The 23,920-nt window shown below is 40.7% G+C and carries 16 protein-coding genes; 2 read left to right on the forward strand and 14 right to left on the reverse strand.

Annotated features, from left to right (window positions below; translation table 11 throughout):
- Positions 1-75: 75 nt before the first annotated feature.
- Entirely contained in the window at positions 76-981 is a 906-nt protein-coding gene (locus BV902_RS04835) for a WD40 repeat domain-containing protein (protein ID WP_237241956.1), read from the forward strand.
- A gap of 25 nt (positions 982-1,006) precedes the next feature.
- Here BV902_RS04835 and BV902_RS04840 read toward each other — a convergent pair whose 3' ends face one another.
- The 5 genes from BV902_RS04840 to dacB all read right to left on the reverse strand — a co-directional run bounded on the left by BV902_RS04840 (position 1,007) and on the right by dacB (position 8,681).
- Complete coding sequence (locus BV902_RS04840; RefSeq protein WP_075990991.1) at positions 1,007-1,483, reverse strand: GAF domain-containing protein; 477 nt, start codon at positions 1,481-1,483, stop codon at positions 1,007-1,009.
- 180 nt (positions 1,484-1,663) lie between these two features.
- Positions 1,664-3,520: a beta-N-acetylhexosaminidase gene (locus BV902_RS04845; RefSeq protein ID WP_075990992.1), complete on the reverse strand. Its 1,857-nt coding sequence runs from the start codon at positions 3,518-3,520 to the stop codon at positions 1,664-1,666.
- Positions 3,521-4,266: 746 nt separating this feature from the next.
- A complete protein-coding gene (gene ruvA, locus BV902_RS04850; RefSeq protein WP_075990993.1) occupies positions 4,267-4,848 on the reverse strand; it encodes a Holliday junction branch migration protein RuvA in 582 nt (193 codons plus the stop codon).
- A gap of 32 nt (positions 4,849-4,880) precedes the next feature.
- Positions 4,881-7,163, reverse strand: coding sequence for an NADP-dependent malic enzyme (locus BV902_RS04855; protein ID WP_075990994.1), 2,283 nt, complete (start codon positions 7,161-7,163; stop codon positions 4,881-4,883).
- Positions 7,164-7,256: 93 nt separating this feature from the next.
- Positions 7,257-8,681 carry a D-alanyl-D-alanine carboxypeptidase/D-alanyl-D-alanine endopeptidase gene (gene dacB / locus BV902_RS04860; RefSeq protein ID WP_083663478.1) on the reverse strand — a complete coding sequence of 475 codons (1,425 nt, stop codon included), beginning with the start codon at positions 8,679-8,681 and terminating at the stop codon, positions 7,257-7,259.
- A 238-nt stretch (positions 8,682-8,919) separates the two neighbouring features.
- Between dacB and BV902_RS04865 the strand changes: the two genes are divergently transcribed.
- Complete coding sequence (locus BV902_RS04865) at positions 8,920-10,695, forward strand: aminopeptidase P family protein (protein WP_075990995.1); 1,776 nt, start codon at positions 8,920-8,922, stop codon at positions 10,693-10,695.
- A 107-nt stretch (positions 10,696-10,802) separates the two neighbouring features.
- Here BV902_RS04865 and BV902_RS04870 read toward each other — a convergent pair whose 3' ends face one another.
- The 9 genes from BV902_RS04870 to BV902_RS04910 form a co-directional block, all read right to left on the reverse strand.
- Positions 10,803-11,210 (reverse strand): response regulator, encoded by a 408-nt coding sequence (locus BV902_RS04870; RefSeq protein ID WP_075990996.1) that lies wholly within the window; start codon positions 11,208-11,210, stop codon positions 10,803-10,805.
- A 155-nt stretch (positions 11,211-11,365) separates the two neighbouring features.
- The gene (locus tag BV902_RS04875; RefSeq protein ID WP_083663479.1) at positions 11,366-13,261 is read right to left on the reverse strand and encodes a PAS domain-containing sensor histidine kinase; all 1,896 of its coding nucleotides are present in this window, start codon (positions 13,259-13,261) and stop codon (positions 11,366-11,368) included.
- 211 nt (positions 13,262-13,472) lie between these two features.
- Entirely contained in the window at positions 13,473-15,266 is a 1,794-nt protein-coding gene (locus tag BV902_RS04880) for an alpha-L-fucosidase (protein WP_237241958.1), read from the reverse strand.
- Between the two features lie 167 nt (positions 15,267-15,433).
- The gene (locus tag BV902_RS04885; RefSeq protein WP_075990998.1) at positions 15,434-17,287 is read right to left on the reverse strand and encodes an alkaline phosphatase; all 1,854 of its coding nucleotides are present in this window, start codon (positions 17,285-17,287) and stop codon (positions 15,434-15,436) included.
- Entirely contained in the window at positions 17,281-18,801 is a 1,521-nt protein-coding gene (locus tag BV902_RS04890) for a RagB/SusD family nutrient uptake outer membrane protein (RefSeq protein WP_075994630.1), read from the reverse strand. The genes BV902_RS04885 and BV902_RS04890 overlap by 7 nt, the downstream gene beginning before the upstream one ends.
- A 52-nt stretch (positions 18,802-18,853) precedes the next feature.
- A complete protein-coding gene (locus BV902_RS04895; RefSeq protein ID WP_237241960.1) occupies positions 18,854-22,198 on the reverse strand; it encodes a SusC/RagA family TonB-linked outer membrane protein in 3,345 nt (1,114 codons plus the stop codon).
- Positions 22,199-22,265: 67 nt separating this feature from the next.
- Positions 22,266-22,856, reverse strand: coding sequence for a FecR family protein (locus tag BV902_RS04900; protein ID WP_335682272.1), 591 nt, complete (start codon positions 22,854-22,856; stop codon positions 22,266-22,268).
- Positions 22,772-23,212: a hypothetical protein gene (locus tag BV902_RS04905; RefSeq protein ID WP_075991000.1), complete on the reverse strand. Its 441-nt coding sequence runs from the start codon at positions 23,210-23,212 to the stop codon at positions 22,772-22,774. Before BV902_RS04905 ends, BV902_RS04900 begins: the two co-directional genes overlap by 85 nt.
- Before the next feature lie 96 nt (positions 23,213-23,308).
- Positions 23,309-23,836: an RNA polymerase sigma-70 factor gene (locus BV902_RS04910; protein ID WP_075991001.1), complete on the reverse strand. Its 528-nt coding sequence runs from the start codon at positions 23,834-23,836 to the stop codon at positions 23,309-23,311.
- Between the last annotated feature and the right edge of the window lie 84 nt (positions 23,837-23,920).

Below are 23,920 nucleotides of genomic sequence, written 5' to 3' on the forward strand. Positions count from 1 at the left end.
AATTTAGTCCTACAACATAAAAACTGGGCGTAAAATATGCGATCCGGCTGGAGAAGGAGTTTTAGCGAAATTACTATGGATATTACATTAAAATCGACATTACCAGGACATCAAAACCCTATTTTTTGTGTAGAGAAGGGCTATTATAAGCATACATTTTTTACAGCTGGTAACGATAAGGGCGTTGTCGAATGGGATATTGAGCAGAATGCATTCAAGCGTATTCTTTGCGCGGTAAGTTCATCGGTATACGCTTTACGGTTGATAACGGGTACGCCGATTCTGGCCATAGCCTTGCGCGAGGGCAAGCTACTTTTTGTACATGTAGAAGAGCAAAAGCTTGTAGCAAGCATACAACTAAGCACCAAAGCTATTTTTGCATTGGCTTATATGTCCTGGAAAAATGAGCTTTTGGCAGTAGGTGAAGAGGGGACATTGTATGTTATTGATTTGGCAACTTATAAAAGTATTTACGAGAAGCGTATATCCCCAACAACAATTCGAGCAATTGCAATTGATGAAAGACTTGAACGAATAGCATTGGGCGATAAAGATGGACAGGTTTATATGTTGGATAGTGCTGACTTTCATGTTATTACTGAATCAAAATTGCATAGTATGCCCGCAACGTCGCTGGCATTTATCCATAATAAATTGCTAAGTGGTGGAAGGGATGCGCAATTGGTGATTTCAGATCCAAATCAATTGACAATTCATTTTTCCTTTGTACCTCATCTTTTTACCGTATACGGAATATATCCCCATCCTGAAGCGCCAATTTTTGCAACTGTCAGTCGCGATAAATCGTTGAAATTTTGGTCCACAGCCGATTTTGCACTATTGAAAAATATGAGCCGCGAGAAGATGCAAGATGGTCATCATTTATCTGTAAATGCAGGAGCATGGTCCGAAAATGGACAATATTTCTTTAGTGTCGGCGATGACAAATTAGTGAAGGTCTGGGAATTTGAAAATAAATAAATGATCAAAAAATAGCGTAGCTTATCTATTCGCTGTCTAAAAGCTGTAATACCTGCGTAAGGTATTTCTCATCGACTTCATCAAAACTATTTAATTCACTGCTGTCAACGTCCAGCACACCGATAGTCTGTCCCTGTTTTAAAACGGGTAGCACTATTTCGGACCGCGAGAGCGAACTACAGGCAATGTGTCCCGGAAATTGCTCCACATCAGGAACAATCAATGTTTTTTCCTGTGCCCAAGCCCCCCCACATACGCCACGGCCTTTCTTGATACGCGTGCATGCAACGGGCCCCTGAAAAGGGCCTAATACGAGCTCGTCTCCATCAACAAGATAGAAACCAACCCAGAAAAAATTGAATTGTTCTTTCAGTGCAGCAGCGATGTTAGCCAAATTGGCAATTTGATTAGGCTCGCCTTGTAAAAGTCCTCCAATCTGAGGAAGTAAATTTTGATATTGTTCTTCTTTGCTACCTTTAGCTATTTGTAAATCCTCTGCCATAAAAATCTATGTAAAAAAAATAATCATGCATTTGCTATCAGGATTACAATTGCCAAGCATGTTTTGCCTGTCCGGAAAGCTTCACGGCATATTGAGTCCCAACCTGCATGAAATGAAAAAGCGCTAATACGCTGTTCAAAGTTAACAGAATATTAGCGCTTTCTTATCAGGCAAATGTTATTATTTCTTGGTGTTGATAATATTCACCCGAATGTAGTTGCTTCTTTTGCCGGAAGGCGTTACAACAACGGCTTTGAAAACACGTTCCTTACTATTTGGAACTGTAATTTTTACTGGACCTGTATATTCTAAATCCAATTCTGAAGGATCGTAGTTGTCCAATGTGTAATAAATTTTGGCCCCTTCAACAGATGGTTTCAAGCCTCTGATCGTATATTCCGAAGCATATACGGTGGTATCTGTTATACCATATACTTCCGGTACACGATAGAATGTATTGGTTTGGTCAAGTTTAGCCAGCTGATTTGCTGCACGCTGTTCTGCGAAATTTTTCCAGTTCTTTTTCTCTGGCTGAGTCCAGGCAATTTCAGAAAGCGCTAAAACGCGCGGTAACACTGTAAATTCGACTTTATTGGACGATCCAATGTACTCTGTCCAAATATTTGCCTGTACACCTAAAACGTGTTTCTTGTTGTTCTCAGCAATTTTGCTAGGCATTGGGTCTGACGAATATACTTTGCTCAATGTGGAAAGTCCGCCGATACTTAAAGGTTCTCTGTTTTGATCAGGACCTTGTTTGTGATCAAAATATAGACCATAGCTGTTTGCCGTAATGATCACATCGTGACCTTGATTGGCTGCATCAATTGCGCCTTGATCGCCTCTCCAGCTCATGACAGTCGCATTAGGCGCTAAACCGCCCTCTAAGATCTCATCCCATCCAATGATACGTTTACCTTTACTATTGATGTATTTTTCCATACGTTGGATAAAATAGCTCTGTAACTCATGTTCATCTTTGAGGTTGTTGTCCTTGATTCTTTTTTGACAAAATGGACATGTTTTCCATTTTGTTTTTGGACACTCATCACCACCGATGTGGATATATTCGCTGGGGAATAGGGGAATGACTTCATCAATTACATCTTCCAATAATTTGAATGTCTCTTCTTTTCCGGCACAGAAAACATCGTCAAACACTCCCCAAGTCTGAGCAGCTGTGTAAGGTCCTGGCTTATCACCACAGCCCAATTCTGGGTAAGCCGAAAGTGCTGCTAATGCATGTCCTGGCATCTCGATTTCGGGTATAACCGTTACATATTTAGCTTTTGCATAGGCAACCACTTCTTTGATTTGGTCCTGGGTATAGAAACCACCATAAGGTGTATTGTCATAATCGCCATCTGTCTTGTAGTTACCCAGCAGTGTTTGCTTGCGGTAACCGCCAACTTGAGTCAATTTTGGATGTGATTTGATTTCTATACGCCAGCCTTGGTCGTCTGTCAAATGCCAATGAAACGTATTCAATTTGTAAGATGCCAGAATATCAATGTATTTTTTTACAAATTCTACAGGAAAGAAGTGACGGCCAACATCGAGATGTAATCCACGATAGGCAAAACGAGGTTCATCCTGGATTGAAGCTTGTTGAATTTCTATGCTGGCATTTTTATCTACAGGTAGCAGTTGGATCAACGATTGCATACCATAAAATAGACCGGCACCTTTTCCGCTAATAGTTGCGCGGTCCGAACTTATGTTAAGTTCATACGCTTCAGCATTAGTGGATTTTGCGTTTTTGGAGGAGAAATAGATCGTATTGCTGCTCGCTGATTTCACTACTGATAAATTGAGATTGTAGTTGCTTTTTAGGAAATCCTGAAACAGCGTAGCGACTTTTTTGTCCTCTTCGCTATCAAAGGCGATTTTGGTGTTAGCGTTGATTTTAAACGTACCATTTTTAATTTGAACCTGTTGTGGTAATGGCACAATGTTCAAGGTAGCATCTTTCTTTTCTTGCGCAAATACTGCTGCTCCTACACTTAGAGCCAGCGCAAGTGAAAATAGTTTCTTCATGCGTGAGATTATAACTGAAATAAGAAGTCCTAAAAATAGCTGAATAAATACGTTTTAGCAAAGAGGAAATGTAACAAATAGGGTATGAAAACACTGTTGAAAGGGTTTTTGGGCACTTAGAAGTAGTTTGGATAATAGCGTGTTTGGGGTAGGTCAATCGTTTGTTTAGTCTGTTAAAGGGGATATTTTACTTCGGGGAATAGTATCCAAATTTAGGTGAAAAAATTTATGCCTTTTAACTGTATCTATCCGTGTTCTACTGAGCAGCTGTTCAGTGACGGGCACAACGGAATCTGCTTTTTTGGTAACAGCCCCTCAAACGCCATTTTGAAGATGGCTATAATTGGTTGATTTCAAGTTCAAAATAAACATAATATTTAATCAATTTTTAGACAGTGCTTACTCAGTGCTTATTCAGTCTTCACTGACTGATCACTGAGCAAGCACTGAACAATCACTGAACAAGCACTGAATAAATAGTGTCAAAAGACCAAATTTGATCCCTATTTGATGTCCGTTTGCTGTATCTAAAAACCAAAGCGAAAAGAAGGAAAGGGCCCGCCTTTTTAAAGAATAAATCGCTGTTGTGATGCTTCCTAATTTGTCCTCGATTTATTGCAAAACTGAGGTTCGGGAAATGACAAAGGAACCCGAAGGTTCCTTTATATCTTTTACGATACAGCATTAGCAGTACGTATCCGTTATCTAATGATTAATATCGGATACGTACTGCTCATGTTTATGCATTAAAGTCGTTTCAATGCTAATTTGATCATATCCTCTACGGAAAGATTGCTTTCGGTCTTTAAAATGGTATTTAAGACCTTCTCTGCCGCGGCTTTGTTGAATCCGAGCATGACCAGCGCTGATAAAGCTTCTTCTGGCACAGATTGGGATTGGATAGGTGATGCCAAGGCTTCGAAACCCTGTTTTTTTAATTTATCCTGAAGTTCCAGTATAAGACGTTGTGCTGTTTTAGGGCCGATTCCTTTAATCTTTTGAATTAGGGCAACCTGGCCATTGACGATGGCAGACTGGATCTCATCGGGTGTGTTTGACGATAGGATCATGCGGCCTGTATTGGGGCCAATACCAGAAACAGAGATCAAATTTTCGAATAATTTTTTCTCGCCTTCTGTCGCAAAGCCATAAAGCGTGTGTGAGTCTTCCCGAACTTGAAGTGATATAAATAGTTTGCAATTTTCCTGATCCTTGATTTGGGAGAAGGTATAGAGAGAGATGTGGACATAATAACCAATCCCACTCACATCGATAACAACATGAGTGGGGGCTTTATATGCTAATTTTCCATTGAAATATTCGTACATAGTATACGAATATAGGAAGATTTTAAGCTTTTCTATAAATTTTTAAGATGTGCTTGTACATCTACTACGGCAATGGTAACCATATTGACGATTTCGCGCACAGAGCTGTCCAATTGCAATACGTGAATTGGTTTGTTCATACCCAAAAGGATTGGACCTACAGCCTCAGCTTCACCAACTTCTTGCAATAATTTATAAGCGATATTTCCGGACTCCAAATTGGGAAATACGAGTGTATTCGCAGATTTTCCATTTAAGCAGCTGAAAGGGAAGTTTGCTGTCAACATTTCGCTGTTTAAGGCGAAGTTTGCTTGTAAATCACCATCAGCAATAATCTCTGGATGTTGATCGTGTAGGATCTGCGCTGCCGCTCTTACTTTTGTTGGCGTTTTTCCTTCACTTGAACCAAAATTAGAGTAAGATAGTAACGCAATACGTGGCTGAATGTTCATGCGTTTCACAGCTTTATCCAATAACAGGGTAATGTCTGCTAGTTCTTGTGCTGTAGGGTCTTCATTTACGGTTGTATCACCCATGAAGATTGGTCCTTTTTTTGTTAACATCATATACATACCTGCGACACGGCTGCCTGGTTTAGCACCGATTACATGTAATGCCGGACGGATTGTATTTGCATAATTTTTGGTCATACCGGAAATTAGGGTATCAGCTTCGCCAAATTCCACTAAAGAGGCGCCAAAATAGTTGCGGTCGTACATCAACTTACGGGCATCGTATTTCGATATACCACGGCGTTGTCTTTTGATGTAAAGATGCTCAATAAATTTCTTCGAACGCTCCGTTTCGTTGTCAACTTCAGCAACTGGGTCGATAATTTCAAGACCATCCAATTCAAAAGCATATTCTTTGATTAAACGTTCGATTTTATCTCTTCTACCTAAAAGAATTGGAATCGCAATGCCCTCTTCTTTAACAATCTGTGCCGCACGCAACGTTTTGTAATTGTCTGCTTCTGCAAAAACAACACGTTTAGGATCTCTTTTTGCAGCCATAGTCAAATTGCGCATAATCGCATCATCTTTACCAAGACGTTTACGTAGGGCATCGCTGTATTGATCCCAATCTTCGATTACGGTCTTTGCTACACCTGATGCGATGGCAGCTTTTGCAACAGCCATGGAAACTTCAGTGATCAAACGCGGATCGGTAGGTTTTGGAATGATATATTCTTCCGAGAATTTTAAATTGCTCGTGTTATAGGCTTGATTTACTTCTTCTGGAACAGGTTGTTTCGCCAAATCTGCAATTGCACGCACTGCGGCAATTTTCATTTCCTCGTTAATTGCTGTTGCACGTACATCCAAAGCACCACGGAAGATATATGGGAAACCCAATACATTGTTTACTTGGTTGGGATAATCTGAACGACCCGTACCCATGATAATATCGTTACGTGTTGCCATTGCCAAATCGTAAGCAATCTCAGGATTTGGATTTGCCATCGCCAATACAATTGGGTTTGGAGCCATCGATAACAACATCTCTGCCGACATGACGTCTGCTGCCGATAGACCGATAAATACATCCGAATCTTTTACAGCATCTGCCAGGGTGTGAATATCGCGATCTGTTGCATATTGTGCTTTCATACTGTCTAGATTTTCTCTATCAGTACGGATTACACCTTTGCTATCCAGCATCACAATATTTTCTTTGCTAGCACCTACTGAAATATACATTGCAGTACACGACATTGCAGCCGCTCCAGCACCATTGACGACGATTTTTACTTTTGAAATATCTTTACCGATAATTTCACAGGCGTTGATCAATGCTGCACCTGAGATGATTGCTGTACCATGTTGGTCATCGTGCATCACCGGGATGTTCATTTCTTCTTTTAGACGGCGTTCGATTTCAAAACATTCCGGTGCTTTGATATCTTCCAGGTTGATCCCTCCAAAAGTAGGCTCCAATGCTTTGACAATGTTGACAAACTCATCAACATTTTTGGTGTCCACTTCGATGTCAAATACATCAATGTCGGCAAAAATTTTGAATAATAAACCCTTACCTTCCATGACTGGTTTACCAGCTTGGGCGCCGATATCGCCTAAGCCCAATACTGCTGTACCATTACTGATAACAGCAACAAGGTTTCCTTTTGCGGTATATTTATAAGCATCTTCTTTGTTCTCAGCAATAGCCAAACATGGCTCCGCTACACCTGGAGAATATGCTAATGATAAGTCTCTTTGCGAATTTGTTGGTTTGGTCGGAACAACAGCTATTTTACCAGGTCTACCCATTGCGTGGTAGTTTAACGCTGCCTGTTTACGATTAGTGTTACTCATTACGATTTTATTAATTTAAGGCTACAAATCTATCATTCTTTTTGATAATTGGAAATATTTGCCAATATCTTATTATAATTAGACAATAATATGTTACTTCAGGACATCCAACAGTTTAAACATTTGCTGACGCATGCTGGAGGCCGACCCAGCATAGTTGTTAACCAGTAACGTGTAGGTAAATGACTGTCCTGTTTTATTGGTATGTACACCTGTATAACCAAGTACGCCGCCGATTGTTCCACTTTTCATCTTCATATTGTTATAGGTGGGAAGACTTTCATAGAAAGCAGGGTACCAACTTTGTTTTTGTGCATACTGCATAATCTTATTCATCGCGGTTGTGGTCACTCGATTTTGAGGTGATAGTCCCGAACCATCCATACTATTGAGTTCACTGGATTTTATGCCTAATTTGGCGTTCCAATATTTTTGGATATAATAGGCGCCATCGTCGGTACCTGTTTTACCCGCTGTCGTATAAGCGATCGCTTTCAATAGGGCTTCTCCATAGAGATTGATGCTCTTTTGGTTAAACCAGTAGACAATTTTATCTAAGGTTGGGGATAGGTGGATATCCAGGGTTTGTTTTTTTGAAACATCAACTGAATCCATCTTTGTTCCAGTAGCAGGCCGTTCGCTGGCAACAATACCGTTGTTGTTTAGGACTTCGTTTAATTGATAAGCGAGATCATAAGCTGGATCGGGAGAGGAGAGCTCAATTGTTTTCTTGAGATCCTGCCCATACGAACCACGCACAAATATCTTGGTTGAATAGGGGGCAGCATAGGCGTATACGTTGTCGCCGCTTCCCGATTTACCAGTGGTTGTTTCATTGATAATTTCCAGGTAGGGAACTTGGGCTGTATAACTAAGGATCTCCGCTTTGGCGCCAATTTTATTACTTGGGGTAAAATTTATGCCAAAAGCGTTCTCACACCAATTGAGCGAAGAAATCCCCGCGCCGTAGTAGTTACCCATGTCAGTCCAGATCCAGCCACCCGGAAGCTGGTTCCCATTATAAAGCCGATCATCGGCGATAATAGCGCCATTAATACTTTTGATACCGGCATTTTGGATCGCTGTAAGCCACTTGTTCAGTATCGTTGTTGCCTGAGTCTCCGGATAGCGAGCGCTGCCAAGGGTAGGGTCTCCCGTACCTGTCACAATAATACTTCCGTTTAACACACCGTTCTCGTCGATTTCACCTGTATAATACAGGGTTGTTTTGAACTGAAAATTCTTACCCAGGAAGTCCAATGCCGTGGCCGAAGTGATTACCTTCATGGTGGACGCGGTTGCTAGTCCGATATTTTCATTTGCTGCGAATACAGTCTGACCTGTTTTTCCATCGAAAACTATCAGTGAGCTCAAACCATTCCTGAGGCTTTCCTGATTTTGAAACTGCGTAAAAGCATCCTGAATTTTACTGCGAAGATCCTGCGCAAATAATGGAGTGGTAACGGTCGTTAACGCGTAAGTAGAAAAAGCAATGGTACTTAGCAGAAATTGGTTCATATATACTATTTTTTTTATCGTCCTAGGGTATATCCCAGTTTATCTTCAATGAGTTTGCAAACACGGTTATCTATATTCGTGCAGGCAATCATGGATATTCCATTGGATTTATCATGATGACTTGAACGCAGCCTATTTTAAGGGAAAAGCGTTCGCTGTACTTCGTTTGTTTTATTTGGCTTAAAGTTAGGCATTCGACCCTAAAAAATCCTAACTTGCATAAAATTGTATAGACGACATGAAGCATATCGAAAAATTAGCTGCCATTCGTGAGGCGATGAAGGTTCAGGGAATCGATGGATATATCATTCCATCTTCAGATCCTCATATTAGTGAATATCTACCGGAACGTTATAAATGCATTGCCTGGGCCTCGGGTTTTACCGGGTCGGCAGGTACGTTGGCAATCACACAAGATTTTGCCGGCCTTTGGACCGATTCTCGCTATTTTGTCCAAGCAGCGGAGCAATTGGCAGGAACAGGTTTTGAATTAGTGAAATTGAAAGTGCAGGGCGCAGCGGAGTATGCAGATTGGTTGGGCGAGCAGTTGGGTGCTGGTGCTAAGGTTGCTTTTGATGGCAATCTCGCTTCTTTATTGGTGGCTCAATCTGTTCAGCATACTTTGGAGCCTTTGGAGATTAAAGTAGATGGTCATGTTGACCTGTTGTCATCATTATGGGAAGGACGACCAGAGCTTCCTAAGGCACAGGCCTACCTGCTGGACGAAAATATTACGGGACAGTCAACGGTTTCTAAAATTGAAGCTGTCCGCGCGGAGATGAAAAAGAATAGAACGGAGGCTCATCTGATCTCATCTTTGGATGACCTGGCCTGGTTATTAAACATCCGTGGTCAAGATGTACCTTGTAACCCTGTTGTTTTGGGATTTGTATTGATTACAGCAGAAAATGCAACGCTTTATATTGAACCTTCGAAGCTGACAGCTCAGGCAACGGAAGAACTTAAAGGCTACGGAGTGGATATTGCAGCTTATGAGGATCTCTTTGAGACAGTTCCGACATTGGAGGTTGCATCTATTCTTATCGATCCAAAACGTACCTGTTTTGCTGTTTTCGACAGCGTACCTAAAGAGGTTAAAATTGTTGAGAAAATAAACCCTTCGACGAGTTTAAAAGCAATTAAGAATAAGGTTGAAGTTGAAAATAACCGCCATACGTTTGTAAAAGACGGTATAGCGTTGACTCGTTTCTTCAAATGGTTGGAAGAGAATGTCTCCTCTGGTGAGCTTTCTGAATTATCTATTGCTGACAAATTACGTGGATTTCGTGAAAGTCAAGATGGCTTTGTTGATGTCTCTTTCACGACAATTGCGGGATATTTGGATCACGGTGCCCTGCCGCATTATTCGGCTAATGAAAAATCGAATTATACACTAGAGCCTAAAGGTTTACTATTGGTCGATTCTGGGGGGCAATATACTACAGGGACAACGGATATTACCAGAGTGGTAACGCTTGGAGGTCTTACGCAGGAGGAAAAAGAGGATTATACCCTTGTGCTCAAGGGAACAATAGAAGGCTCTCAGGCTATCTTCCCTACTGGAACGCGCGGCTATCAGATCGATGCAATTACGCGTCGTCCATTGTGGGAAACATTACGCAATTATGGGCATGGTACGGGACATGGTGTCGGTTTCTTCTTGAATGTACACGAAGGTCCACAAGTGTTCAATGCAGCAGCAATAGATGTTGCTGTTGAACCAGGTATGATCACTTCAATAGAGCCTGGATTGTATCGCGTCGGCAAACATGGTATTCGCATTGAGAACCTTGTGTTGACCCGTAGAGCAGGATCTTCCGAATTTGGAGACTTCTTGGACTTTGAGACACTAACAATATGTTATATCGCAACCGATTTAATCGAAAAATCCTTATTGGATAAGAAACATATTTCCTGGCTAAATAACTATAATCAGTGGGTATTTGATCAATTATCGACTCATCTTACGGTTGAGGAAAAGAATTGGTTGGCAGACAAGTGTCAGGCGATTTAATCGCTCAAAAAGAATAACGACAGTGGCTGTCCGCTGTCCACAACAATAAGTTGTCAAAATAAAAGGCCCCTCCAATAATTAAGTAATAAAGTTTGGGGGGCTTTTTTTTAATCGATTTTTTTCAAAATCTCATAAATAGATTCTTTTCCAAAAGGTTTCAGAATGAAACCGCTTATAAAAGGGTAATTTGCCAGTTGCTCCTGATCGTTTTTGCTCGTAGAGGAGCTGACAATAAAAATCTTGGTTCGTTTGATGAAGTCTGTCCTATTTTCAAGTACATCCATTAACTCCCAACCAGTCATAAATGGCATATTGATATCCACAAAGAGTATGGGTGGCATCAACGACTGGCAGATGTCATTGTTATCCAAAAAATCCAATGCATCCAGTGCATTTTTGAAGGAATGAAAGTCAATCTCATAGTCGGTAAATCCCTGTAGCATATGGCCGAAAATAGTGCGTAAAATGGCATTATCATCAATGAGAATGATCGTTCTTTTAGTTTCAGGATTCATGGTCTTTTTGATTAATAATTGTTTTCATCGTGTCAATAAACCTCATCTTTGTCGTTGATTGACATCGCAGTTTTTCTTTTACTCTTTTACTTGTGAGATCACGCTGTCCAGGATCTTAGCAGTTATTTTCTACGAACAGGATTGAACGCTATTTTTTATAGTTGTATCAGCGGATCTTTATATGCTTTTTCTAAAAATTTGACATAAAAGGTGCTACCCGAATCGATTTTACTTTGTACATCGATCTTTCCGCCCAATGATTCGATCTGGTATCTAATGAGAAATAATCCGACACCTTTAGTCTCAAATCCACGGTGAAAAACCTTTTTGAACATAAATAGCTCAGATTTGTATTTTGGTATGTTAATACCCAGCCCGTTGTCTTTAACCGTTAATAACGTTCCTTCTTGTTCCAGATGCGTATGTATTTCGATCCTAGGGGCTCTATCTTTTGCCGTAAATCGGAGTGCATTACTCAGGAGATTGCTTAAGATACTTTCCAGGTAAATCTTTGGATAATAAATATCTTTTACATTGAATTCGATGGAAATAGTCGCATTTTTTTGCTGTATTTCTTCCATAAATTGCTGTTGCACTTTTTTGAATACGTCTAGAAAACTACATTGCTCGTAAATCAGTGAATTGTTTGATTTGATATCAAGTATTCCCCCCAAATCATGTAATGTTTCGTTCAGGTTGTCACTGCTAATATGCAGAAGGTTCATAAAATCAGCCTTTATTTTTTCATCATCCGTTACCTTGATTTCGTCAATAAGCATCTGTATATTGCTGAGCGGGCCCTTTAGATCATGAGCGAGGATGTTAGCAAATTCTTCCAGTTGTCGTATTTTGGTTTCAAGATCTATTTTGACTAGATCCGATTCAATCTTTTGCCTTTTTAGGATTTCGATATTCTTTTTTGATTCTGAAATATCCTGCACCTGGACGATCAGAAATTGTGCGGTATTGGCATTATCAAAAACTGCCGCAACCGTTACAGAACACCAAACAAAATGCCCTAATTTATGTAAATAGCGTTTTTGAAGCGTAAATGCTTCAATTTCGCCCCTGACAAGTTTTTCTCTAAGTTCAACATCTTTATCTATATCGTCTGGGTGTGTTCGATCAGTAAACTTGGTTGTCGACATTTCTTCATGAGAATAACCAAGAATTTTGGTTAACATGTTATTGGATTCTATGCAGTAACCTTCGAGACTTGTTAACGAGATTCCCAGACCAGATAAATAAAATGCTTGATTAAACTTGTGTTCATTGAATTTACTCTTTTCATTGGACTCGACTTGTTTTGTAATGTCGGAAATAACCAGGGCTACCCGGTTCAGCGCCCTATGTATAGGTTTAATCTGTAAACGGTACCATTTGTCTTTGTGCTCTTTTAAATTGGATTGAAAATCCATCTTAAGTTCGCGGTCCAATTTTAATGAACTTTGTATTAATTGAAGAGCGGGCACTGCAAGATCAGGTGGGAAAAGTTCCGTGAGACTCTTATTTAGAAATTCTTCTGGCGTATAGAACAATAGATCCGGATTGTTGGTCCAGTAGTTTTTAAAAACCCCAGTATCGGTTACTTCGAATACAAGATCATTCAATGAGGCAACAAGCAATTGAAGTTGGTGTTGCTTATCTTCTAGGACACGATTTTTATTGACCAATTTTGTTACATCAATAAATGAGATTAAAAGACCTTTTTTATTGTCTTCTATAATAAGATTAACATTGAATTGATACCATCTAAACTCTTGATCCTTTTTTCGTCCTAGGATAATTTCATTTTGGTTTTGGTTTTTGGAAAGAGCACTAAAAAATGGCGTTTCTGTAGGCGATAGTTCCGAAAGATCATCTGCTGAGTAAAATGTAATTAAATCATGTAGTTTGTTGGTGGTTGCCGTACTTTCGAGGTCTAAAAGCTCTTGTGCGCGTTTGTTAAACAGTAGAATGGTGCCATCATCGGTGGTCGTGATTAATCCCTCCAACCTTGTATTTACAGTTTGGTCAGAAAGCACAGATAAAGAGTACCGTTGCAGATGCATTATCTAACAATGTTTAGGGTTAATTTTCTCATTTATAAGCATAAGTGGCCTATCAGCCCCTATTTGCAAAATTGGTAACTTTTACCCCAAAATAATAAATAAATATTAAAATATGTAACTTTTTGTATAAATTGCTAGCAAGCAGATTGTTATGTAGGCATAGTAATCTGCCTGCTGGTGTTTTACATGTTCTGTACCGAGGAACTTATGTTTAATTCTTCATTTTTTCGAGCCAAATCCAGTTAAACCAAAGTGGCTGTAGTTCTTTACTTTTAAAGGTTACGATATATTTTCCGGGCTTATCGAATTTAAATTTGCCGATGCGGTTTTCGACAAATTCTGCTGTGTAGTTGTTTTCATTGGGCTCGACCACCATTTTGTTTGTAGGAGCAAAACTTCCTTGCAACCGCTGATTGGCAGTACTGACTTCAAAAACACTGTTTTGTTTATTGGGATTATGTGCTGAAAAATCGAGTGAGTAGACGCCTGCTTCAGGGATGGTTACCTCCCAATCGATCTTCGTATCACCCGTCAGGATCGCATGCGTTGGATTTTTGCCGTTATAGCGTACAATTTTGAGTCCTTGGTTGAGGCTATTGGTTGATTTCAACGAAAAGCCACCAAAGGTTGATTCCGGGATTGTATTTTTGTCCAATTCTAGCGGGCTGTTAAAAGTCAATTTAACTTCTGAAACATAATGATCAGGTTGCGCGTCAGGTAATTGGATATGGATTAGACTGAGACTTTGATCAAATTTTAGCGCCGTAGATACACTTCCGTTCATCAGTGAAACCTGTTCTGGGGTCGATTTGATTCCTGTAATCCGAAGTGTATGATCTAAGGGCCAATTAAAGACGTGCGCATATACGACTGTTTTTTGCCCTTCTTTTTTGGTCGTGAGGTAACCCCAATCGAAATGGTTGTTTTTTAGATCAAGGCCGGTGCTGCCATAGATGCCCTCTCCATAACTGTTTAGCCAATCTCCGACTTCGTGCAGACGACTGACACTTTCGTAGGGAACTGTTCCATTGGCACGTGGCCCGATATTTAAGGTGAAGCCCCCGTTGAGACTTACATTGGAGATCAACGATTGGAAAATTTGACTGGTTGATTTCCATTCATTCTCCTGACCGTTGTAACCCCATGAATGGGCAATCGTCCCAGGGGTTTCCCATGGATGGTTAATGTAATTGCTGCCAAATTGGTTATCTCCTAATGTCTCAAAATCCACGTTCTCCGCATCCGTAGGAAGACCTAGACGTGAATTAATCAAGCAATTAGGCTGTAGTTCACGGATCAGTTTGACAACTTGCAGTAATTGTTCTTTTTTTATGATCGACTTTTGATAAGGGATCCACATGTCGAACCATATCAATGCAATGTCGCCATAGTTGGTCATCAGTTCGCGAAGTTGAGGGATAACTTTCTCCTGCCAATATTGATTGTATTGGGCATCGGTAACATGTCCCGACAGCTCCTGTTGATGATTCCAGCCGTATGGATGTTCCCAGTCAATCCAATGGGAATAGTAAAAACCTAATTTCATACCGTGCTTTCTACAGGCCTCTGCGATATCTTTGATGACATCCCGATTGGAACCACTCAATTTTGGGAGGCTATAATCACCAACTTTTGTGTCCCAAAGGGCAACACCATCATGATGTTTGGCGGTGATGATGATATATTTCATCCCAGCCTCTTTTGCTAGAAGAACCCATTGCTCAGGATCTATTTTACTCCAGTCGAAACGTTTTGCCAAAGTACCGTACTCTTCTTTGGAAACGCGGTTGCGATATCTTAACCACTCGGCATAGTTATTCATATAACGTAAAGGTTCACCCTTCCACATGCCTTCAGCCGCACTGTATAGTCCCCAATGAATGAACATGCCAAAGCGGGCATCTTTAAACCAAGAGGCTTTTTCAGAAGTTTGTGCAAATAGTTGGGCCGAAATACTGAATAGCAATAATGACAAAATCAGTAGTCGCTTGATTGATGGTATCATAAAGGTTGTTCTGTTTTTTTGACTTACAAGATAGGCAAAAAATCGAACATCAATCCTGAAATTGGATTTTGGAGTGGTTGTAAACTATGGAATGTAGTCGGTGAAAAAGTGAAAACCCCTCGTATTTAAACTAAGGGGTTTCATGTTGTATGAAAACTTTAAAGCGATTATTTCAAGTTATAGGCTTGGATAATCTTTTTAAAAACGGCTGTATTGTTGTAAATGCCAATAAAATTTTGCGCACCTGGTCCGTAAGCAAAGACAGGTACCATAATATTGGTATGGTCATCGCTACTGAAATTGCCTCTAACAGTTCCCTTTTTATAATTGGCATCCAATAGGGAAAGTCCACCAGTTTCGTGATCTGCAGTGACAATGACTAGTGTTTCACCATCTTGGTCCGCAAATTTTAGGGCTTCCCCGACAAGCTGATCAAAGTCATGTTGCTCGGTAACAACATAGGGAAGATCGTTGGCATGGGCTCCATAGTCGATTTGTGCACCCTCGGCCATGATAAAGAAGCCATTTTTATTTTTAGACAAAAGCTGAATCGTTTTTGAGAGGGAATTTTTTAACATTTCTCCTCGTCCATCGAGGATTCTTCTTGTCGCAGAATCAGCTAGGAGCACCAACTGTTTGCCCGATGTCGCTTTTTCAAAGTCGTCTAAATTTTGCTGAAGCTGATATCCTTTTTCGGTCAGTTGCTTCATCAGCGTGTTATCCTTGTTGTTGAGGAAGCTTTCGCGACGGGATCCAACTAAGATATCCACATGGCTATTTTTGAAATCTGCCGCAATTTCCTGTGACATTGTTCGATCGATCTGATGTGCGTAAAATGCAGCTGGAGTGGCATCTGTAATATCTCCCGCACTGATGATACCACTTTTGATCCCGTGTTGAGCAAGTGTGTCGGGAATAGCGCTCAACAATTTACCGTCAGCATCCATGCCAATGTAACGGTTATTGGTTTTATGTCCAGTAGCCAAAGCTGTCCCGCCCGCAGCGGAGTCGGTAAAATCCGAATTGGATGCCTCGGTGCGTGAAAGACCAATATGTTTCATATTGATGATATTGGACTGACCAAAATTGGCACTTAAACCCGCTTGTATTTGAGCCAAGCCCATTCCATCACCAATAAGTAAAATAACGTTCTTAACCTTGCTCGTTGCACCATCATTTTTATAGGTTGGCTGATAGGGAACGTAGGCCTTTGGATTTGCGTATTCGACTTTAGCGTTGTTTAAATAGAAATTCTTAAGCGCAGTAGGATGGTCTGTATTGATCCAGTCTACCCCCATGTGACCAAGTTCTTTCCAACTATTGGGACTGTCTTTGGTTGCCCAGAAACGAAAAGGTTTACCCAATTTATGCGCTTTGTCTATCACAGATTTCATCTTTTCAAGGTCGGGTGGAGTAGGCGTCCCTTTGCCATTCCAGACAGAATACTGCTTAATATCCTGACTGATCATCCCAATATGTTTGAGCTGTGCCGGCGTATAATCTTTTTCCGGCCGGCCATCAAAATAAATCATCGATGGATAATTGTCGAACTTTTCCGGCGGCGGGATTTCACCGCTGACGACAATTTTAATGGCGGAAGGATTTTTCTGCTGGTCGAATATAGATTCGTTGCCCTTCAAATCGGCCAACAATTTAGACAATACCTGTTCGTAATTTTCTTTGATATCAATCACGAGCTGTAAGGTCTGCTCAGGTTTGGCATAAGGTTTATTGCCGTTCTCCTTAAAGAAAGCAATTAAAGGGTCGATGTAAAGTTTTTTTAACGTCTTCCCTGGTTTGATTTCGCTGCTTTCATGGGCGACGTAAAGCTCTCCATTGCGATAGAAGACGTCCGCTTCGATAGAGCCCATTCCAGCATAGTAAGCCTCCAACAGCGGGATTTGCTGTTTGTAATCATTGTGGCTGTGACCTGCATTGGCAGTCAGTTTCTGTTGTGCAGAAACTGACTGAATGCTTAGGCTGGCAAAGAGCAGCCACATTAATTTATTGTTTTTTACCATCCTGCATTCTGTTTAATGACGCCGGAACTGTTGTCGATCTCGCGTTGTGGAACTGCCCAAACATCATGTACTTGCGGATTGAAATTTCTAGCCGGCCAAATTACAGCACCATCGAAATCGTGTAAAGGTTTGGCATAGGTAGCTTGCGCATCGCCCCATCTGACCAAATCACGGTGACGGTCTGCCCATTCGCCAGCAAGCTCATTGCGGCGCTCGCGTTTTAGGTCTACAAGAGTCATTCCGCTTTTTGCTATTAAACCAGCTCTCTTCCTAATTTTATTTAATTCAGTATCACCGGCTCCAGCCCCATTTAAATTAATGGCGGCCTCAGCTTTAATCAATAATACTTCGGCATAACGCATCAATGGTACATTGAGGTCTGTTGTTCCGTTGTCGCCATTTGGATTAACGTGTGTTGGAATAGGGTTGGCGTATGAAAATGGTTCCATGTACTTTTTGAACTGGTAGTTCGAAGTCGCACCACCGTCTTTTGTAAATGTACGTTCTTCGCCAAAAAACTGGAACTTATCCCCTGGTTTCAAGATTGTTGCTTCACGACGCAAGTCACCTGTTTCAAAAGAATCGTAAAGTTCTTTTGTCGGTAGATAGTAGCCCCAGCCGTTGTAGATTCCCCAAGCTTTATTGGTCAGCATAACACCCGGAAGTTTGCTGCCCCAGCCAGTACCGCCACCATTTGGCGTACAGACCACCGACCAAATATATTCTTTGGACCAGTTGTTAGCCGCCTTAAACACATCCACAAAATTGGTCAATAAATCATGTTTGCCCGAACTGATCACCATATCCGCGTACTTCGCAGCATTGGTATAATCTTTTTTGTACAGATATACTTTTGATAAATAGGCCCACGCAGCTGTTTTGTGCGCTTTACCATAATCGGTATCCTTCATTTCAGAAAAATAAGGAAGGTTGTCGGCCGCTTTTAATAGTAGTGAAATGATGTAATCGTAGTTTTCGTTAACGTTGTTGGCTCTAGCTACAGGAACAGAAGCATCTGTTTCAGGCGTAACAATAGGCACACCCGCCTTGTCGTTACCATAGTTTGCCGCCAATTGAAAATAAACCAAACCTGCATTGAAATAGGCATCGCCAATGATCTGTTTTTTTCGCGCTTCATCCATGCTTATATTGGGAACATTGATAATAATATCGTTGGCCCTTTTTATAATCGCATAACGCATGCTCCATTGAGATTCGGTATAACCACCACCGATGTAATTGCGGTTGAAGTTTTTAATATTGTCGGCTTCGGGCTTGTTACGTCCTGTCACCATGTCGTCACTGGCATTAATAAACCAAAACATCCCACGACCGTAATAATCCTCTTCATTGTACTTTTCGTACATTCCGGCTTCTGCTTTGATCGCATCTTGTTCCGTTTTCCAGAAATTCTGTGCGGAGGGAGAACCCTCTGGTGTTATATCTAACTGTTTATTGCACGATGCAAAAAGTGCGACTGCTGCTATTGCAAGGTATTTTATATTCGTTTTCATCGTTTTATTTTTTTTAATGGCTGATGAGTATAAATCATCGGCTTTTTTTAGATTAAAAATTGACATTTAAACCAACAATAAAGCTTCGGGCTTGTGGGTAACGTCCCACGTCGAGACCATTGTTATCCATTCCAATTTCTGGGTCAAAACCTGTATATTTCGTAATGGTAAATAGGTTGTTGGCCGTTGCATAAACACGTACGTTGCCCATCTTAAATTTGTTTGCAATTGATTTTGGTAAGGTATAGCCTAATGTAACATTACGAATGCGGAGGTAGGAACCATTTTCGATGTAAAAATCTGACGCATTGAAATTGCCATTTGCATCTGAAGTGGAGATGATCGGCACTTTACCATTTGGATTTTCTGGAGACCAGGCGTCCAAAATGCCCGTTAACTTATTGTAAGAAGGTCCACTCGCACTATACGTTGTTCTTTTGATAGCGTTGAAAAGCTTGTTGCCTTGAACGCCCTGAGCAAAAATATTAAAATCAAAATCCTTATAATTCGCATTAAAGCTCAATCCATAGGAGAAATCTGGATATGCACTGCCCGCAAAATAACGATCTTCAGGTCCGATTGAACCATTGCCATCGATATCTACAAATTTGAAATCTCCCGCTTTTGCATTAGGCTGAATTTTTTGTCCATTGGCATTTTTGTAATTATCAGCTTCGGCCTGGCTCTGAAAGATACCATCTGTTTTTAGTACATAGTAGCTGTAAAGCGGTTGACCGACGGTAATAGAGAGTGGGGCTAACTCATTTCTGAAATTAGTACCCACAGCAATGGTGTTCAAGCCCGGTGCTAATTCTTCAACCTTGTTATTTAATTTGGTTAAGGTTGCGTTGATGGAATAAGTAAAGTCGGAATTTTTTGAACTATTGTACGTTAATCCCAGCTCAATTCCTCTGTCTTTGACTAAACCCGCGTTGATCGTTTGACTATTTAAACCTGCTGTACCTGGTAGTGATCTGGTCAGGATCATTTTATTTGTTTCCTTAATAAAGTAATCGGCGACTAAGTTAAAATGGTTGAAAATTCCCAAATCTACACCTATATTGGTCTGCTTACTTTCTGCCCAAGTGAGGTTCTTGTTGGCCAAAATCGTTTGTACGTATCCTTTTTGTAAGGTCGGTGTTTGGCCGAAATAACTTTGTGTCGATGCTAGTAGCGGGTTAACAGCTGCAGCTGACAAACTACCGAGATTACCTAAAATACCATAGCTACCGCGTAATTTTAATTGATCTAACCAGGTTGCTGATTTTAAAAACTCTTCTTTACTGATTACCCATCCTGCTGAAGCAGAAGCGTAGTTTTTAAATCTATTTTCTTTTGTCAACATGGATGAACCATCTCGTCTACCAATTAACGATAGTAAATACTTGTCGTTATAACTGTAGTTTGCTCTTAAGAATAGCGATGATATTGCTGTTGAAGCATAGCCACTTTCCGAAGGTTGAATGGTATTCGCATTTGTTAAATAACGGTATTGTTTGGACTCATCGTCAAAACCTGCTCCGGAAGTATATAGATAGGTGTTCTTTGTTTTTTGAAAGGTATAACCACCAGTTAGGTCAAGTTGATGCTTGTCGAAAGAAGTTTTGTAATTTAAAACTTGTTCTGCAAGGATATCATTTGCATCATCAGCTCGTTCAACTAGACTATTGCTCAAAACCGGTTTACCTATTTCAGGACGTCTTGGTGTAAAGCTTTTAAATCGAGCATTCGATTTAGTAATACTTAAATTAGATCTGAATGTTAAGCCTTTTGCCAATTGGATGCTAGCATAAGGATTGACAACAAGGACATTGACCGGATTGTTGATGTCGATGCGCATCAGTTCGGCAACGGGGTTAATGATATCACCGTAATCGCCAGGGAATGGACCCGGTAGACCAGCAAAACTTCCATCTGCATTGTAAGGGGTCCCATTGGTTGGATAATAAATGGCGGAAAGTAAGGCTCCTGTATAGTCACTGCTGGTATTGGCACCATTCCCATTGGTACTGCTATAGGATAAGTTTTCACCAACTTTCAACCAAGGGGTAAGTTGATGTTCTGAATTTATACGGAAATTATAGCGCTGGGTTTTGGTATTCAATACAATACCCTCGGCGTTGCGGTAATTAAAACTCAGGTAAAAGTTAGACTTTTCGCTACCACCATTAATTGCAGCATTGTAATCCTGTAGTGTCGCGTTTCTAAAAACTTCATCCATCCAGTTTGTTTTGGTGACTAAACCTTCAGGGTATTTGGTCGGATCAAAAGCAGGTAGGATAGTTGTTCCACCATTTTGAGCGGCTGTTGCAGCTACTTGTGCACGTTGTTCGGCATTTAAAGGCTGTAATTTTCGCCATGCACTTTGTTGACCTAACTTGGCATCAACGCTAATTTGCATCTGTCCTTTTTTTCCTTTTTTAGTGGTGATCAATACCACACCTCCGGAGGCTCTCGCTCCATAGATCGCTGCCGATGCGTCTTTAAGGACCGAAATGGATTCGATATCGTTTGGATTGAGCTGTGGGGTGCCTAGGAAAATTGAACCGTCAATAACGTAGAGTACACTTTCGCCATTGATACCACCGGCGCCTCTGATATTGATACGTGGCGTTGCAGTTGGGTCACCACCTTCATTCGTAACAATAACACCTGGTGATTTACCGGCCAATACTTCGCCAACACTGTTGACAGATCTAGACGATAATTTGTCAAGTGATACCAAGCTGACAGCACCTGTTAATGTTTCTTTTTTCTGGGTTCCATATCCCACTACAACAACTTCTGATAAGGTCGAACGCTCTTCGCTTAGCGTTACATTTATAACTTCATTTTCACCAACAGAAACATCTTTAGAATGGAATCCGACCATCGAAAAGGAAAGTACGGCTTGCGGTCCTGCTTCGATACGGAATGCACCTTTTATATCTGTTGTGGTCCCAACCTGCGTACCTACTACTTTTACAGAAACACCCGCAATTGCAGCCCCTGTTGTATCTCTTACAAAACCGGTAAGGATTCGGTCTGCCTTGATGTTTGCTTGCGTGTTCAGGATCACATAGTCCTCTTTTTCCACTGCATTGATTCCAAGCTTATTCAAGAGGGAGCGAACGGGTTCAGTTTTAAAGCTGCCGCTTAAGACTGTGTTCCGTTCTTGCAATAGATCGGGATTGTAAACAAAATGAAGGCCCGAAAGACTTTCGATTTTGTGGAGAATCACATCGAGTTTTTCGCCCTTGCTTATTTTGATGTTTACGCTGCTTTTGTCCAAACGTTGGGCCATGCTTGGGGAGGCCATCAATGAACTGCAGAATACTGAAGTAATCGAAAATGCGATGCAGGGATACTTCATGATCCGGTAAAAAGAGAATTCTCTCTTGAATGCAGGTGTTTTCATTTTTTTGTAATAATTAGGTAATGAATTACGCATGGTGACTAAGATGTTTTAGGTAAATTTTTAGACATTATTTGTGGATTTTAAATACTTTATCCTTTTCAATCGTACTGTACTTAAGGTGATGCAGGCTGCAGATAATATCCAGTATTTCTGCTGGATTTTGTGTGCTATTGAATGTGGCTGTTGTTTTTAGAGATCTAAGCGATGTATCCTTTAAGATAATTTCAATGTTGTAGATATATTCCAGTTTTTTTGCGACCTCTTGGAGGTTTGTTCCATCAAATGCTATGGCGACAGCTGTATTTTTTTCTACTACGCTACGCGAAGATTGTGCGGTCTCCTTGCTGTAACGTAGACTTTGGTTTTTGGTTAATATACCCAAGATTTTATCTTGTTGCTGTACCGCAACCTTACCGGTAGCAACGGTGACTTCGACTTGGTCGGAAGCCTGATAGGCTTTTATCCGAAAGGAGGTACCCAATACTTTAACCGCTAGCTTGGATGCAAGCTGTACCTGAAATGGGTGTTGCTCGTCGTGGGCAATATCAAAGAAAGCTTCCCCTTCAGTAAGTGCTATTTCGCGGATATTTCCCCTGAATTTACTTGGATAGCTGATTTTGAAGATGGTTCCATGATAATTTCCGAACCATCTGCCAATACAATCTTTTTATGTTCACCTGCAAGGGTTGTTGTGACGATCTGCGCAGATGGTGCGATAGGTTGATTATTTACTTTCCAATAAAGAAGTCCTATGGAAGCAATCACTAAAATAGCGGCCGCTATTTTGAATACAGGAGAATACAGCAGGGAAGGTCGTTTACTTTCCTTTTCTGAAATACCGGACTGGATATTGGCCAATAATTGTTCGCGCAAGGCAGCTTTGCGTTCCTGCGGAATTTTTTTTGATGCGTTATCCAGTTGGGCGTACCAATCTTCGACTTGTTTAATCTCGGCGGCGCTGGCCTCTCCATTTAAATATTTTTGCAGTAGCTGCTTTGCTTTTTCTTCCATCATTTGAATACATGTCACTTCAAATGGGAATTGGTACTAGTCGAAAATATTAGGAGTATATTAATTTATTGTTAACACTCAAAAAAATGTAGGAACTGCCTAAGAGAGGCTTTTTTTGAGCAGTTTCATGGCCGAGGTAATTTGATTCTTGACGGTTTGTACCGATACATTCAGCTCGCTCGCAATTTCCTTGATTGATTTTTCTTGCTTGCGGCTCATTGTGACGACCAGTCGCATACGTTCGGGAAGCTGCATCAACGCTTCTTCAACTTTTTGCTGCGCATCTTTTAGGATCAGCAGGTCGTCCGCTGAATCCGCATATTGTTGGTTCATTAAAGTCGCTAGTTCGGCTTTGTGTCCATCTTTAACTGTCGTATTCCGAAAATGGTTGATTACTTTGAATTTTACAGCCCCATGTAGATAGGCTGCAAGGCCACCAGATATGATGACCTGTTCACGGTTTTCCCACAGCGAAATGAAGATTTCCTGGGTAATGTCCTGAGCCACATTTTCGTCACCTATTTTCTTAAAAGCTGCATCAAATATGGCTTCCCAATACAGATTAAAAATCTGTTCCATGGCAAAGTGGTCACCTCGCTTTAATGATGCTATCAATAATTCGCTCACAAGATCAGTTTTAATTGGACAAAGCTAATAACTCAGTATTCCTTTAAAGTTAATAAATCTTAAAGAGTATATTTTGTCTGTTAT

Origin of the sequence: Sphingobacterium sp. B29, assembly GCF_001952815.1 — a bacterium.
In the GTDB taxonomy this organism is placed as follows: domain Bacteria; phylum Bacteroidota; class Bacteroidia; order Sphingobacteriales; family Sphingobacteriaceae; genus Sphingobacterium; species Sphingobacterium siyangense.